Source organism: Isoptericola sp. NPDC057191, assembly GCF_042670225.1.
Taxonomy (GTDB): domain Bacteria; phylum Actinomycetota; class Actinomycetes; order Actinomycetales; family Cellulomonadaceae; genus Isoptericola.
Genome location: NZ_JBHUWC010000105.1, coordinates 1 through 13,842 on the forward strand (window position 1 = coordinate 1; position 13,842 = coordinate 13,842).

At 75.0% G+C, this 13,842-nt stretch carries 16 protein-coding genes; 10 read left to right on the forward strand and 6 right to left on the reverse strand.

What is annotated here, in order from left to right; genetic code table 11:
- Positions 1-93 precede the first annotated feature (93 nt).
- From galE to ACFT55_RS13355, 3 genes are read left to right on the forward strand one after another with little or no spacing between them, the layout of a single operon-like run.
- Positions 94-1,113: a UDP-glucose 4-epimerase GalE gene (gene galE / locus ACFT55_RS13345; protein ID WP_380244318.1), complete on the forward strand. Its 1,020-nt coding sequence runs from the start codon at positions 94-96 to the stop codon at positions 1,111-1,113.
- A 54-nt stretch (positions 1,114-1,167) separates the two neighbouring features.
- A complete protein-coding gene (locus ACFT55_RS13350) occupies positions 1,168-1,419 on the forward strand; it encodes a hypothetical protein (RefSeq protein WP_380244319.1) in 252 nt (83 codons plus the stop codon).
- A gap of 9 nt (positions 1,420-1,428) precedes the next feature.
- Positions 1,429-2,451, forward strand: coding sequence for a ribonuclease Z (locus tag ACFT55_RS13355; protein WP_380244320.1), 1,023 nt, complete (start codon positions 1,429-1,431; stop codon positions 2,449-2,451).
- A gap of 9 nt (positions 2,452-2,460) precedes the next feature.
- Here ACFT55_RS13355 and ald read toward each other — a convergent pair whose 3' ends face one another.
- The gene (gene ald / locus ACFT55_RS13360) at positions 2,461-3,573 is read right to left on the reverse strand and encodes an alanine dehydrogenase (RefSeq protein WP_380244321.1); all 1,113 of its coding nucleotides are present in this window, start codon (positions 3,571-3,573) and stop codon (positions 2,461-2,463) included.
- A gap of 192 nt (positions 3,574-3,765) precedes the next feature.
- Between ald and ACFT55_RS13365 the strand changes: the two genes are divergently transcribed.
- Positions 3,766-4,317 (forward strand): Lrp/AsnC family transcriptional regulator, encoded by a 552-nt coding sequence (locus ACFT55_RS13365; RefSeq protein ID WP_380244322.1) that lies wholly within the window; start codon positions 3,766-3,768, stop codon positions 4,315-4,317.
- 33 nt (positions 4,318-4,350) lie between these two features.
- Here the strand turns inward: ACFT55_RS13365 and ACFT55_RS13370 are convergent, their stop codons facing one another.
- On the reverse strand, positions 4,351-5,346 hold the full coding sequence (locus ACFT55_RS13370) for an alpha/beta fold hydrolase (protein ID WP_380244323.1): 996 nt from the start codon (positions 5,344-5,346) through the stop codon (positions 4,351-4,353).
- Positions 5,347-5,355: 9 nt separating this feature from the next.
- Complete coding sequence (locus ACFT55_RS13375; RefSeq protein ID WP_380244324.1) at positions 5,356-5,931, reverse strand: GNAT family N-acetyltransferase; 576 nt, start codon at positions 5,929-5,931, stop codon at positions 5,356-5,358.
- 127 nt (positions 5,932-6,058) lie between these two features.
- On the opposite strand from ACFT55_RS13375, the gene ACFT55_RS13380 reads away from it, so the two are divergent.
- Both ACFT55_RS13380 and ACFT55_RS13385 read left to right on the forward strand, forming a co-directional pair.
- The gene (locus ACFT55_RS13380) at positions 6,059-6,898 is read left to right on the forward strand and encodes an alpha/beta fold hydrolase (RefSeq protein WP_380244325.1); all 840 of its coding nucleotides are present in this window, start codon (positions 6,059-6,061) and stop codon (positions 6,896-6,898) included.
- On the forward strand, positions 6,895-8,454 hold the full coding sequence (locus ACFT55_RS13385) for a PP2C family protein-serine/threonine phosphatase (RefSeq protein ID WP_380244326.1): 1,560 nt from the start codon (positions 6,895-6,897) through the stop codon (positions 8,452-8,454). Before ACFT55_RS13380 ends, ACFT55_RS13385 begins: the two co-directional genes overlap by 4 nt.
- 36 nt (positions 8,455-8,490) lie before the next feature.
- On the opposite strand, the gene ACFT55_RS13390 is transcribed toward ACFT55_RS13385, so the two are convergent.
- Positions 8,491-9,300: an alpha/beta fold hydrolase gene (locus ACFT55_RS13390; protein ID WP_380244327.1), complete on the reverse strand. Its 810-nt coding sequence runs from the start codon at positions 9,298-9,300 to the stop codon at positions 8,491-8,493.
- A 119-nt stretch (positions 9,301-9,419) separates the two neighbouring features.
- Here ACFT55_RS13390 and ACFT55_RS13395 point away from each other — a divergent pair, with 119 nt between their 5' ends.
- Positions 9,420-10,001, forward strand: a complete 582-nt coding sequence (locus ACFT55_RS13395) for a GNAT family N-acetyltransferase (protein ID WP_380244328.1) — start codon at positions 9,420-9,422, stop codon at positions 9,999-10,001.
- A 1-nt stretch (position 10,002) separates the two neighbouring features.
- On the opposite strand, the gene ACFT55_RS13400 is transcribed toward ACFT55_RS13395, so the two are convergent.
- A complete protein-coding gene (locus tag ACFT55_RS13400; RefSeq protein ID WP_380244329.1) occupies positions 10,003-10,320 on the reverse strand; it encodes a hypothetical protein in 318 nt (105 codons plus the stop codon).
- A 102-nt stretch (positions 10,321-10,422) separates the two neighbouring features.
- The gene (locus tag ACFT55_RS13405; protein ID WP_380244330.1) at positions 10,423-10,902 is read right to left on the reverse strand and encodes a pyridoxamine 5'-phosphate oxidase family protein; all 480 of its coding nucleotides are present in this window, start codon (positions 10,900-10,902) and stop codon (positions 10,423-10,425) included.
- A 64-nt stretch (positions 10,903-10,966) separates the two neighbouring features.
- On the opposite strand from ACFT55_RS13405, the gene ACFT55_RS13410 reads away from it, so the two are divergent.
- The 3 genes from ACFT55_RS13410 to ACFT55_RS13420 all read left to right on the forward strand — a co-directional run bounded on the left by ACFT55_RS13410 (position 10,967) and on the right by ACFT55_RS13420 (position 13,809).
- Positions 10,967-12,034 carry a nitronate monooxygenase gene (locus ACFT55_RS13410; RefSeq protein ID WP_380244331.1) on the forward strand — a complete coding sequence of 356 codons (1,068 nt, stop codon included), beginning with the start codon at positions 10,967-10,969 and terminating at the stop codon, positions 12,032-12,034.
- Between the two features lie 89 nt (positions 12,035-12,123).
- Positions 12,124-12,948, forward strand: a complete 825-nt coding sequence (locus ACFT55_RS13415; RefSeq protein ID WP_380244332.1) for a hypothetical protein — start codon at positions 12,124-12,126, stop codon at positions 12,946-12,948.
- 60 nt (positions 12,949-13,008) lie between these two features.
- The gene (locus tag ACFT55_RS13420; protein ID WP_380244333.1) at positions 13,009-13,809 is read left to right on the forward strand and encodes an SDR family NAD(P)-dependent oxidoreductase; all 801 of its coding nucleotides are present in this window, start codon (positions 13,009-13,011) and stop codon (positions 13,807-13,809) included.
- Positions 13,810-13,842 lie beyond the last annotated feature (33 nt).

The window sequence follows — 13,842 nt, forward strand, 5'->3', positions numbered from 1 at the left end:
CAGCGCCGGGGACCGCGCTCACAGGCAGCGCTCACAGGCAGCGCTCACGGACGGCGCGTCCGGCACGGCACGTCCACGCCCTAGGCTGGGCCCATGCGCGTTCTCGTCTCCGGCGGCGCCGGGTACATCGGCTCCCACACCGTCCTGTCCCTCGTCGCCTCCGGGCACGACGTCGTCGTCGTGGACGACTTCTCCAACAGCAAGCCCACGGTGATGAGCCGCCTGGAGTCGCTGTCGGGCGTGCACGTGCCCGTGCACGCGCTGGATCTCACCGACGCGGACAAGACCGAGCGCCTGTTCGCGCACGAGAAGTTCGACGCCGTGGTGCACTTCGCGGGCTTCAAGGCCGTGGGGGAGTCCGTGGCCAAGCCGCTGGAGTACTACCGCAACAACCTCGACTCCACGCTGTCGCTGCTGGAGGCGATGCGCCGCCACGACGTGCCGCGCCTCGTCTTCTCCTCCTCGGCCACCGTGTACGGCCAGGACGCGCCCGTGCCCTACCGCGAGGACTACGCGTACCTGTCGTCGTCGTCCCCCTACGGGCAGACGAAGGTGATGATCGAGCGCATCCTGGCCGACGCCGCGGTCGCCGTCGACGGGCTCAAAGTGGCGCTGCTGCGCTACTTCAACCCGGTGGGCGCGCACCCGTCGGGACAGATCGGCGAGGACCCGCAGGGCATCCCGAACAACCTCATGCCGTTCCTGGCCCAGGTCGCCGTCGGCAAGCGCGACAAGCTCGTGGTGTTCGGTGACGACTACCCCACCGCGGACGGCACGTGCGAGCGGGACTACCTGCACGTGGAGGACCTCGCCGCCGGGCACGTCGCCGCGCTGGACCACCTGGACGCGATGGCCGAGCCGGTGCGCGCGTTCAACCTCGGCACCGGCACCGGCACGTCCGTGCTGCAGATGCTGCACGCGTTCGAGCGTGCCGTCGGGCGCGAGCTGCCCTACGAGGTGGGCCCCCGCCGCGCCGGCGACCTGCCCGCCTTCTGGGCCGACCCCACGCGGGCGCAGACCGAGCTCGGGTGGCGCGCGCACAAGACGATCGACGACATGTGCGCCGACACGTGGCGCTGGCAGTCCCAGAACCCGCAGGGCTTCCCCGCCTGACCTCGACCCGCGGGCGGTCTTGCGGACCCTCGCACCGAGGGCAAGGATGACCCCATGGCCGACGACGTGAGACAGCGGCCCGACCAGCGGTGGGACCCCGGCGCCCGGTACCGCTCGTCGGTGCTGGCGGGGCTGCCGTCCCTCAAGCCCACGCCCGCCGCGCCCTCGCCCCAGCCCCGGCTGGCGGGGCGGCTGCACCGCGGGCCCGCGAGGCGCACCGCCGTCTTCGACCGCGACCTGTGGCACCCGGTCCAGCACGTCACCACCGGCCTCGTGCGCGTCGTCGGGCGCGCCCTGGGCCACTGAGCAGCCCGCGTGTCACGACGTGAGCTCGTCGTGCTCGGCACGGCGAGCATGGTCCCCACGCGAGGTCGCAACCACAACGGGTACGTCCTGTTCTTCGACGACCAGGCCATCCTGTTCGACCCGGGCGAGGGCACGCAGCGGCAGATGACGCTCGCCGGCGTCTCCGCGACCGACCTCACCCGCATCGCCCTCACCCACCTGCACGGGGACCACTCGCTCGGCCTGGCGGGCGTCGCGCAGCGGCTGTCCGGCGACCAGGTGCGCCACACCGTCCCGATCTCCTTCCCCGCATCGGGCGAGCCGTGGGTGCGCCACCTGCTGGACGCCAGCGCCTACGACCACCACGAGCGGGTCGCGCTCCAGCCCGTGACGTTCCCACCCGGGCACGCCGACGGTGCGCCGACCGCGGCGGGCGGCCCCGTCGCGACGCTGCCCCGGGTCGACGGCGAACGCGGCGCCGGCCCGGGCGCCCCCGTGCTGACCGCACGCCCGCTGGAGCACCGCATCGACGCCGTCGGCTACCGGCTGGACGAGCCCGACGGCGTCTCCCTCGACCCGGCGGCGCTCACGGCCGCCGGCGTGCCGCCCGGCCCCGCGGTGGGCCGGCTGCTGCGCGAGGGCACGCTCACCCTCGACGACGGCCGCACCGTCCACTGCGACACCGTCTCCGTGCCCCGGCCGGGACAGTCGGTCGCGTTCGTCATGGACACCCGCCTGTGCGACGCGGTCGAGGCGCTCGCCGACGGCGTCGACCTGCTGGTGGTCGAGTCGACCTTCCTGCACCGGGACGCCGACCTGGCCGCCCGGTGGGCGCACCTGACGTGCCGGCAGGCCGCCGTCGTCGCCTCCCGCGCCGGTGTGCGCCACCTCGTCCTGACGCACTTCTCCCAGCGCTACCGCGTGCCCGACGAACTGCCGCTGGAGTTCGAGCGCGAGGCGCGCGAGGTGTTCGACGGCGGCCTCACCGTGGCGGCCGACCTCGACCGCGTGCCCGTGCCGCCGCGGCGGCGCGACGCCGGCCTCGACCGCTGAGCGAGGACCTCACACCACGTCCGTGACGGCGACCTGGTCCAGGGAGTGCGCCTCGGCGACGCCGGCGTTCGTGACGCGGCCGTCGTGCACGTTCAGGCCGCCCGCCAGCACGGGGTCGGCGCGCATCGCCTCGCGCCAGCCGTGGTCCGCGAGCGCCACGACGTAGGGCAGCGTCACGTTCGTCAGGGCGTACGTGGAGGTGCGGGGCACGGCGCCGGGCATGTTCGCGACGCAGTAGAAGACCGTGTCGTGGACGCGGAACGTGGGGTCGGCGTGGGTGGTGGGGCGGGAGTCCTCGAAGCAGCCGCCCTGGTCGATCGCGATGTCGACGAGCACGGCGCCGGGGCGCATGCGCGCGACCAGGTCGTTGTCGACGAGCACGGGCGCCTTCGCGCCGGGCACCAGCACGGCGCCGACGACGAGGTCGGCGTCCAGGACCGCCTCGGCGAGGGTGAGGCGGTTGGACGCGAGGGTCTGCACGCGGCCACCGAGCTCGCGGTCGGCGGCCTTGAGCGCGTCCGCGCTGGTGTCCAGGAGGGTGACCCGGGCGCCGAGGCCGACGGCGATGCGGGCGGCGTTCATGCCCGAGACGCCGGCCCCGATGATCACGACGTGCCCTGCGGGCACGCCGGGCACGCCGCCGAGCAGGACGCCGCGCCCGCCGGCGCCGCGCAGCAGGGTGGCGGCGCCGACCTGGGGGGCGAGGCGCCCGGCGACCTCGGACATGGGGGCGAGCAGGGGCAGGCGGCCGTCGGGGGTCTGCACGGTCTCGTAGGCGACGGCGGTGACGTCGCGGGCGAGGAGCTCCTCGGTGAGCGCCTTGTCGGCCGCGAGGTGCAGGTAGGTGAACAGCACCAGCCCGGGTCGCAGGCGGTGGTACTCCTCGGCGACGGGCTCCTTGACCTTCAGGACCGTCTCGGCGCCGGCCCACACGTCGTCGGCGTCGCCCACCACGGACGCGCCGGCGGCGCGGTACTCGTCGTCGGTGATGGCGGAGCCGTCGCCCGCACCGGCCTGGACGGTGACCTCGTGGCCGCGCGAGACGAGCTCGTGCACCCCGGCGGGGGTGATGGCCACGCGGTACTCGTGGTTCTTGACTTCCTTCGGGACGCCGATGCGCATGGGGCTCGCCTTCGAGACTCGAGACCGCGGCGGGTGACCGTGGCCAGGGTGGATGCTGCGTGGCTGCGTGCCGGGCCGGAGGGACCCGGGGCCCGTGAGGCGGGAGAAAGGTGTGACCCCGCTCACGCCCATTGTGGAGGAGTCGTTCGGCACGGGACTACGAATCCGCACATCGTTCGGTAGTTTGGGGTCATGTCGTCACGATCTGCGCCTCGGGGTGCCGCCCGCTCCACCCGGCCGAACGATGTTCGCCCCGACCCGTCCTGGGGCCTGGACCGGCGCGGGCCGGCACCGGAACGGCTCGACGACGTCGACCAGCGCCTCCTCGCGGCGCTGGCGGAGGACGCCCGCATCCCGAACAACGCCCTGGCGGCGCGGGCGGGCGTCGCGCCCTCCACCTGCCTGACGCGGGTGCGCCAGCTGCGCGAGCGGGGCGTGATCCGCGGGTTCCACGCGGACGTGGACCCGGGGCGCACGGGACACCCGCTGCAGGCGATGATCGCCGTGCAGATGCGCGGCGCGGCGCGGACCCGGCTGAGCACCTACCTGCAGCGCCTCGCCGAGCTGCCCGGGGTGCTGAACGTGTTCCTGCTGGGCGGGGCGCACGACTTCTTCGTGCACGTGGCGGCGGCGGACTCCGACGCCCTCAACGAGTTCGTCATCGAGCACCTGTCCACCGACCCGGACGTGGCGCTCACCGAGACCAACCTGATCTTCCAGCACGCCAGGGCGAGCTGGTACTGACCCGGGGAGGTCACAGCGTGCCGCGGCACGGTGCTACCCCGCGTGACCCGGTGTCACCTCGTGCGACCTCGGGTCGCGCCCTGTGCCGGCGGACAGCCACCGCTGCAGCTCGAAGGCGAGGGCGACCGGCGCGTCGAGCTGCACCAGGTGACCCGCGTGCGGGATGAGCCGCACGTCGGCGCGGGGCAGGGCGTCGGCCAGGCGGTACGCCCGGTCGACGGGGATCCAGGCGTCCTGCTCGCCCCACAGCACGCGCGTGGGCACGTCGAGCGTGCCGAGCAGGGGCTCCAGCTCGGCGGTGTACCGCTCGTCGGCCTGGGCGACCTGCCGGTAGAAGGCGGCCTGCCCGGACTCCGAGCTCCACGGGGCGACGAGGGCACGCAGGGCGGTGTCCGTCAGCGGGCGGTGGGCGGCCGTGCGTACGTACGCCTCCAGGGCCCCGCGGTGCACTGCGGCGGGCGTGCGGGTGAAGACGTCGGCGTGCTCGCGCACCAGCGAGAAGTACGGCGATCCCCACGGGCGCAGCGCGACGACGTCGACGAGGCACAGGGACGCGTACCGCGCGCCGTGCAGCAGCGCCGCCCGCAGGCTCACCGCGCCGCCGTAGTCGTGGGCGACCACGTGAGGCCGGACGCCAGGACGCCCCGCGGGGCGCGTGCCGTCGTGCGTCGTCGTCCACGACCCGGCCCAGTGCGCCAGCAGAGCGGCGAACGCCTCGCCCTGCGTGCCCAGGTCGACGTCGTGCGCGGGATCCTTCGACGACGCGCCGTAGCCGGGCAAGTCCCACAGGTGCACGGTGAACTCGGCCGCCAGCGCGCGAGCGTACGGCTCCCACAGCCACGACGACCAGGGAGTGCCGTGGCACATCACCAGCGGGGGACCCGAGCCGAAGGCCGTCCACGCGATGTCGCGGCCGCGCCAGGCAAACCGACGCTCCAGCAGCGGGGCGGCCCCGGCAGGTGCCGTGCTCTGGACTGTGCTCTGGTCTTTGCTCTGGTCTGCGGCCGGGTCCGTGGTGGCTTCGCCCATCCTGCGAGGCTAGGCGGCGGGTCCGACGCCTGCCGTGGGGGCCCGGCGCTCGTCCGCGCGCAGGTCGAGCGTGAAGAAGGCGCTGCACGGGTCAGGGACGTAGGCGCCGAACGGACCACAGGGCACGAACCCGTGCCGGGCATACAGCCGGCGTGCGGGCGCGAAGTAGTCCTGCGTCCCGGTCTCGAGGCTCACCCGGGCGTAGCCGCGAGCGCGGGACAGGTCGACCAGGCGTCCCAGGACCGCGGTGGCCACGCCCCGGCCGCGAGCCGTGGCAGCGGTGCGCATCGACTTCACCTCGCCGAGCCCTGTGCCCGTTCCTGAGCCGGCTCCGGCGCCTGTTCGTGCGCCTGGTCCGGGCCGAGGCGCCGGCTCGAGCTCTTTCAGCGCCCCGCAGCCCAGCAGCGCCCCGTCGGCGTCTCGTGCCGTCAGGAACGTCACCGTCGGTGCCAGCAGTGCGCCGAGGTCCAGCGCGTGGACCGACTCCGCGGGGGAGGTGGCGTGCATGTCGGCCAGGTGCTCGGCCAGCAGCGCGCGCACGTCCGCCCGGCCCGGGGTCTCGGGAGCGAGGATCACGGGGCCCATCGTGCCCGTCGCGCGTTTCGGCCCGGTTTCGCGGCAGGGGTGGGTGCCGGGCTCGCGGTGGGCCGGCGGGCCTGGCACGGCTCGGGCGGGTACCCGCGCCGTGGTGGAACGTCTACCCTGAGGCGACATGAGGATCAGCGAGCGCCACGGCGCCCGGACGTCCGGTCCGCAGGACGGTCCGCCCATGGTGTTCGCGCACGGCTTCGGCTGCGACCAGTCGATGTGGCGCTGGGTGGCGCCCCAGTTCGAGTCCGACCACCGGGTGGTGCTGTTCGACCATGCGGGTGCGGGCGACGCGGACCCCACGTTGTACGACCCACGACGGCACGCGACCCTCGAGGGGTACGCCTCCGACGTGATCGCCCTGCTCGACGACCTCGCCCTGCCTCCGGTGGTGTTCGTGGGCCACTCCGTCAGCGCGATGATCGGTCTGCTCGCGGCCGTGCGCCGCCCGGACCTGTTCGACCGGATGGTGCTGGTGTGTCCCAGCCCCCGCTACATCGACGACGACGGCTACCGTGGCGGGTTCGCGCCCGAGGAGATCGACGAGCTGCTGTCCACGATGGACGCCAACTACCTCGGATGGTCGCGCGCGATGGCGCCCGTGATCACGGGCAACCCTGAACGGCCCGAGATCGGGCAGGAGCTGGCCGCCGCGTTCTGCCGCACCGACCCGGAGATCGCGCGCCACTTCGCCCGCACCACCTTCCTGTCCGACAACCGGGCCGACCTGGCCGCCGTGCGCACGCCCAGCCTCGTGGTGCAGAGCCGCCAGGACGCGATCGCGCCGCCGGAGGTGGGCCGGTACGTCCACGACCACCTGCAGGGATCGACGCTGACCGTCGTGGACGCCGTCGGGCACTGCCCCAACCTCAGCGCGCCCGCCGTCCTCGTCGCCGCGATCCGCAGTTACCTGGCCCAGGACGAGGAGGAGTCCGCGGCGCTGGAAGAGCAGCCCGTCGCATGAGCGAGGCCGCCCGCGCCGACGCCTGGTCCAGGGCCCCCGTGGCGATGCTGCGCCTGGACGCGGACGGCAAGGTGCTGGACGCGAACGCGACCTTCCTGCACTGGAGCGCCGGGCACGCCCCGGGCCGGACGCCACCACCGCCGGTGGACGGCCTGCCCGTGCACCTGCGCGGCACGCCGCTGAGCAGCCTGATCACGGTGGGGGGCCGGATCTATTGGGACACGCACGTCGCGCCGGCGCTCGCGCTGAGCGGCAGCGTGGAGGACGTCGCCCTCGAGCTGCGCACACCCGGCGGTCCGTTGCCGGTGCTGCTCACCGCGCGGCGTCGCGCCCCGGCCCACGGCAGGGGCGGGCACGAGATCGACGTCGCCATGTTCGCCGCCCGCGCCCGTGCCGAGTTCGAGCAGGAGCTCGTGCGGGCCCGTACCGCCTCGCAGCTGTGGGCCGAGCAGCTGCGCTGGGTGCAGGAGGCCACCGCCGCGCTCTCCCGAGTCGCGGGCGTCGCCCAGGTCCGCGACGCGCTGGTCGCGGCCGTCGGGCGGCACGCCGCTGTCGCCGACGTCACCCTGCACGACCCCGGCCCCCTCCCGCCGACGACGCCCACCCCTGGCCGGCTCGTGGTGCCGGTCGAGGGGGTCCACCGTTCCTGGGGGCACCTCGTCGTCGTGCCGCACGCCCGGCCCGGCGACACGCCGCCCGACCGGGACGCCCTGACGACGATCGCCCAGCAGGGCGCCGTCGCGCTCGACCGGGCCCGCCTGGCCGAGCAGAGCGTGTCCGTGGCCCACGAGCTGCAGCACGCCATGCTGGCCGACGACCTGCCCGAGCGTGCCGACCTCGACATCGTCGCCGAGTACCTGCCCGCGACCAGCGGGCTGGAGGTCGGCGGCGACTGGTACGACGTCTTCGACCTCGACCGGCAGCCCCATCCGCAGCCCGGCCAGCAGCCGGATCAGCGGCCGGGGCACGCAGGCACTGTTACCACCGGCGGGGTGCTCGCCGTCGTCATGGGCGACGTGGTGGGGCACGGCCTCGCGTCCGCGACGGCCATGGGCCAGCTGCGTACCGCCACCCGTGCTCTGGCCGAGCCGGGCCTCGGGCCCGCCGCCGTCCTCGACCGCCTCGACGGCTTCGTGCGTCACCACGACGTCGGATTCGGCTCGACCGTCCTGTACGCGGAGCTGGACACCGCCGACGCCACCCTCACCTACGCGTGCGCCGGACACCTGCCCCCGCTGCACGTGCGCCGTCACGGCGCCCCTCAGTACCTGTGGGCGGGCCGCTCCACCCCGCTCGGGGTGGGCCGCCTGCCCTGCGGGCGCACCGAGGGCACCGTCCACCTCGACCCGGGTGACGTCGTCGTGCTGTACACCGACGGCGTCGTCGAACGCCGCGACCTGCCCCTGCGTGAGGGGCTGGACGACCTCGCCGGCCGTGCCGGGCACCTGGCCCGGTCAGGTCAGGCCCTGACCCGGCTCGTCGACGTCGGCGCCAACCAGCGCGACGACGCCTGCCTGCTGGCACTCACGTGGCACGGGACCCGCGCGCTCACCTGAGCCCACCTGCATCTGGCCCACTGGCGTCGCCCGACCTCAGGAGGCGTGCACCGCCAGGTCGTCGCGCAGCACGTCCACCAGCAGCGCCCCTGCCTCGTCGGGCCGTTCCAGCACGGGCAGGTGTCCCGCCCAGTCCAGCACCGACAGCTGCGCCCCCGGCACGGACGCGGCCACGTGCCGTGCGCACGCCCGCAGCTGATCCATGTCGTGGGCGCCCTCGACGACGAAGGTCGGCACGCGCACCCCCGCCAGGTCGATCTCGACAGGGTCCGGCCCTGGCTCCGGCGCCCTGGCGGCGCTCGCGACCGCGTCCGCGGCGAGCTGCACGTCGAACGCGCGTCGCTGCATCACGGCGAGCGCCTCGCGGGCTGCGTCGTCGGCGTCCGGGCCGAGCCAGGTGGTGACGTTGAGCTGTGTGGCCGCGTCGACGTCGCCGGCCTCGAGCAGGCGCGCCTCCTCGGCGTCGAAGGCGTCGGACGTCGGGGTGTCGGGGACGTCGGGCGCGGCGGGGCACAGCAGCACCAGCCGTCGCACCTTGCCCGGGTGCGCCGTGGCGAGCTCGAGGGCGACCTTGCCGCCGAAAGACGCACCGACGACGGCGGCGTCCGGTGCGCCGAGGACGTCGAGCAGGTCGGCGAGGTCGCCCGCGTTCGTGTACCGCGGTCCGGGGTCGCCCACGGGCAGCGGGGAGTCGCCGAAGCCGCGCAGGTCAGGGCGGATCACCCGGAACGAGCGGGCGAGGGCCGGGACGACGGCGTCCCACATGCGGCGGTCCGCCACCCCGGCGTGCACGAGCAGGACGGCGGGGGCGCCGGGGTCGCCGGCGACATCATGAGCGAGAGGCATGCGCCGAGACTAGTGCCGAGGTAGCGCGTGCACGGCCCCCGCGGAGCCCGACCCCGCCCGAGGTGCCGAGGTGCCGAGGAGCCTGTGGGGCCCCACGGTGCGACCCCTACGATGCGGCCATGGGTGCACGGCTGCTGTCGAACCTTCCCGCCGAGCTCACGGACGGGAACCTCCGCCTGGACGCCCTGACGCCCGACACGCCTGTCGAACCGTTGTTCGCCGCGCTCGACGAACGAGTGTGGGAGCACGTCCCGGGCGGGCGGCCGACGGACTCGGGCGAGCTGCGGGCCAGGCTGGTGCGCAAGCTGCTCGCCGACCCGCCGTGTCGCACGTGGCTCGTCCTCCTGGACGGCGAGGTCGTGGGGACGACGTCGCACTTCGCGGACCCGGTCGACCCGGTGGTGCTGGAGATCGGCGCGACGTACATGGCACCCGCCACCTGGGGCACGGGACTGAACGCCCGGGTCAAGGCGCTCATGATCTCCGCGGCCGCGTCGGCCGGCGCCGCACGGCTCGCCTTCCAGACCGACGAGCGCAACGAGCGATCGGCGCGCGCCATCCGCAAGCTCGGCGCCCGCCCCGTGGGCAGTCGCCTCGAAGCGGTCCTGCGCCCCGACGGCACGCCGCGCACCAGCCTGCTGTTCCAGCTGGACCTGGAGGGCGCGTCAGCCCACTTTCGGTCACCGGCGCCGGGGACCTGAGTCAGTGTTCACCGGCGAAGCGCATGAGCAGGTGTCCGTCGTCTGAGGCCCAGACGTGACCGACCCATTGAAGGTCTTGCACGGCTGGACGCCGGCCCACGACGAGACGCGGAGCGATCACCGACCACGCGTCGTCCGCCGCGTCATCGGTGTAGAGAGTCAGGCCCTCGGGATAGACGTCGGTGACGACGACGGCACCGGCTGCACGCAGGTCGTTGCCGAGCCGGCGAGTGACGCGTTGCGGTGTGCGGCGATAGACGACGCCGTCCGGCGCACGGAGCGACCCGTCAGGCAGCTCCACCAGCTGTCGGCTCTCCATGGAGGGAGGTTACGGCGAGCACCGCCCACGCGTCGCAGTCCGCCGCGAGCGCCTCCACACGCACCCCCCTGCGGGCCCTGCAGCCGCACCACGTGGGCCGCGTCAGGCACGCACGCCCCCCGACGTCTCCTCCAGCAGCGGGGGAGAGACGCGGAAGTCCCCCCACCGCGCCCACTCGACCCGCACCCGCAGCACCACGATCCCCGGGTCCGACAACGACTCGACGAACTGCGGGAACGCCGCCGCGTACGCCGCGACGCACCGCTCGCGGGTGGCACCTGAGGGCACGTCCGCCACTCCCTGCACCTGCAGCGTCGTCCCGCCCGGACCCCCCACCACCACGGCCACCCGCCCGTCCCGGGCCACGTTGCCCACCTTGCGCGAGGCCGCCCGCGCGTCGAACACCAGCTCGCCCACGTCCGTCACCGCCACGGCCAGGTATGCCGCCTGCGGCTCACCTTCCGGTCCCAGCGTCGAGACCACGCCGTCGCCCACCGCGCGCACGTGCGCGACCAGCCGCCCGAGCGTGAGCCGCCCTGGGACTCCCGACCTCGCACCGTGAAGACCGTCCGTCACGCTCATGCCCGGACCCTAGCGCCGCCGGATGGCACCATGCCCCAGCGCCGCCGGATGGCACCATGCCCCCATGGGCACCCGACTCCTGGACTCCGACCTGCCCCTGGTCGCCGCCCCGATGGCCGGCGGCGCCACCACCACCGACCTCGTCGCCGCCACCGCGGACGCCGGCGCCTTCCCCTTCCTCGCCGGCGGGTACCAGCACCCCGAGGCCCTCGCCGCGCAGATCCACGCCGCACGCAGCCACGCCCGCCCCTTCGGCGTCAACCTCTTCGTCCCGCCCACCGACGGCGCTCCCGTCCTCGACACCGCGGCGCTCGCGGCCTACGCGCGCCGGATCGCGCCCGAGGCGGCCGCGCTCGGCATGGAGCTCGGCATGGAGCTCGGCATGGAGCTCGACCCCGAGGCGGACCTCCCGACCCGCGCGGACGACGACGCGTGGGACGCCAAGGTGGACCTTCTGCGCCGCGACCCCGTGCCCGTCGTGTCGTGCACGTTCGGGCCGCCGCCCGCGTCCGACGTCGCAGCACTGCGCGCGGCCGGATCCCTCGTCCTCGTCACGGTCACCACACCGCAGGAGGCTGCGGCCGCCCAGGCTCTCGGCGTCGACGGCCTCGTCGTGCAGGGACCCGGCGCAGGCGGGCACAGCGGCACGTGGGACCCCGCACGGCGGGTGGACGACGGCGCCACGGCCGACGTCGTCGCAGCGGTGGCCGCCCGCACCCGGCTGCCGCTGGTCGCCGCAGGGGGAGTGGACGGACCACGGGCCGTGACGCGTCTCCTCGCGGCGGGCGCGCAGGCCGTCGCCGTCGGCACCCTCCTGCTGCGCACGGACGAGTCGGGCGCCTCTGCCACGCACCGTGGGGCGCTCGCCGACCCGCGGTTCGGGTCCACCACCGTCACGCGAGCCTTCACGGGCCGGCCGGCGCGGGCGCTGCGCAACGGTTTCGTGGAGCGTCACGACCGCGCCGCCCCGGTGGGCTACCCGCAGGTGCATCACCTCACCCGCGAGCTGCGGCAGCGTGCCGCGGCCACCGGCGACGCGGACCGGCTGCACCTGTGGGCGGGCACGGGGTACCGCGCGGCGCGCACCGGGCCCGCGGGCGAGGTCGTGCGCGCCCTCGCCGCCAGCCTGTGACGGGCACCTGGGCGTCGAAGGTCCGGGCCGGCCTCGTGCGGGCTGCGCGCCGGGCCGCGTCGAGGGACGCCGTTCGCTAGGTTGCGGTCATGAGCCTCGCCTGGGACCCGCCCTCGGTGGTCCACGCCGCGGCCGACTGGTCCTGGGCGCCGCCAGACGCCGAGCGCGTCACCACCGACGTCACCCTCACGCGATGGCCCGCGTGGGCGGGCGGGCGCGTCGTGCTGACAGGGCTCGCCTCCACGCGGTCGCCCGACGACGTGCTGTGCGCGGCCGTCGAACGGGCCCGGGCGTGGGGGAGCGACGCCCTCGGCGTCTGGGTGACGGCGGGAAGCACCCCTGACCTGACCGGTGCGCTGCTCGCGCACGGGGCGCGCCTGGAGGACACCGTGGAAGTCCTCGCTCTCCCGCTGGGCGAGCACGCGCACCCTCCCGTCGTGCCGCACTCTGGGGTGGCCCCGGGCGCTCGCGGCGGGTCGGTCGTCGTGCGGCGGGTCGAGGACGTGTCAGGGCTGCGCGACGCCGACGCCGTCGACACCGTGGTGTGGGGCCAGCAGCCTCTGGACGACGACCGTCTCGCCGAGGCCGCCCGCACCCTCGGCGCTGACGGTGCGGAGGCTCGCGTCGTGGCGTACCTCGGTGGCGGGCCGGTCGCCACCGGCGGCGTCACGCTCGCGTCGGCACCGCATCCCGGCCTCGGCTCCGTCGCCCGGTTGTGGGGCGCGGGCACGTTGCCCGGTCACCGGGGGCGTGGCGCCTACCGTGCCGTCCTCGCGGAGCGCCTTCGGATCGCCCAGGGCGCCGGCGCCTCGCTCGCCCTCGTCAAGGGACGCGTGAGTACCTCGGCGCGCATCCTGCGCAGGGCGGGCTTCGACCTGTACGGCGAGGAGAGGTGCTACCGCCTCGCGCTGTGAGGGTCGGGCACCCCAGGGATCGACGGAGGCCCGCACAGGGCCTCAGCAAAGGAGAAGACCGTGACCGGACGTTTCGAAGGGCGCGTCGTGCTCGTCACCGGCGGTGCGCACGGCATCGGCGCCGCCACCGTGCGCCGCCTGCACGCCGAGGGTGCGGCCGTCGTGGTCGCCGATCTCGACGCCGATGCCGCGGCGCGCATCGTGGACGAGCTCGCGTCCCGCTCCTCCGCCGGCCCTTCTGCCAGCACGTCCGCGGGGTCCGTCTCGGCCGTCGTGTGCGACGTCCGCGACCGGACCTCGGTCGACGCCGCCGTCGCGGCCACCCTCGAACGGCACGGCCGCCTCGACGTGCTCGTCGGCGTCGCCGGCGGCGACCACCCCCACCCCACCCTGCTCGACGGCATGGACGACGCCACCTGGGCCGCGGGCGTCGACCTCAACCTCGGTGGCCCCGCACGCTGCGTGCGCGCCGCGGCACCGCACCTGCCCCGAGGCGGCGCGATCGTCCTCGTCGGCTCGGTCAACGGGCTCCAGGCGTTCGGCGGGGAGGACTACTCCGCCGCGAAGGCGGGCCTCGTCTCCCTCGCGCAGAACCTCGCCGTCAGCCTCGGGCGCCGGGGCGTGCGCATCAACGTCGTCGCCCCCGGCACCGTGCGCACCCGGGTCTGGGACGACCGCACGCCCGACAAGTTCGTCCCCCTGTACCCGTTGGGCCGCATCGGAGAGCCCGAGGACGTCGCGGCCGCCGTCGCGTTCCTCGCCTCCGACGACGCCGCCTGGATCACCGGCGTCACCCTGCCCGTCGACGGGGGCATCCTCACCGGCCCCATGACGGCCTTCCAGCAGCTCGACGTCGACTGACGCGAACGCACCGGCGGGCGCGGGGTGCACCCC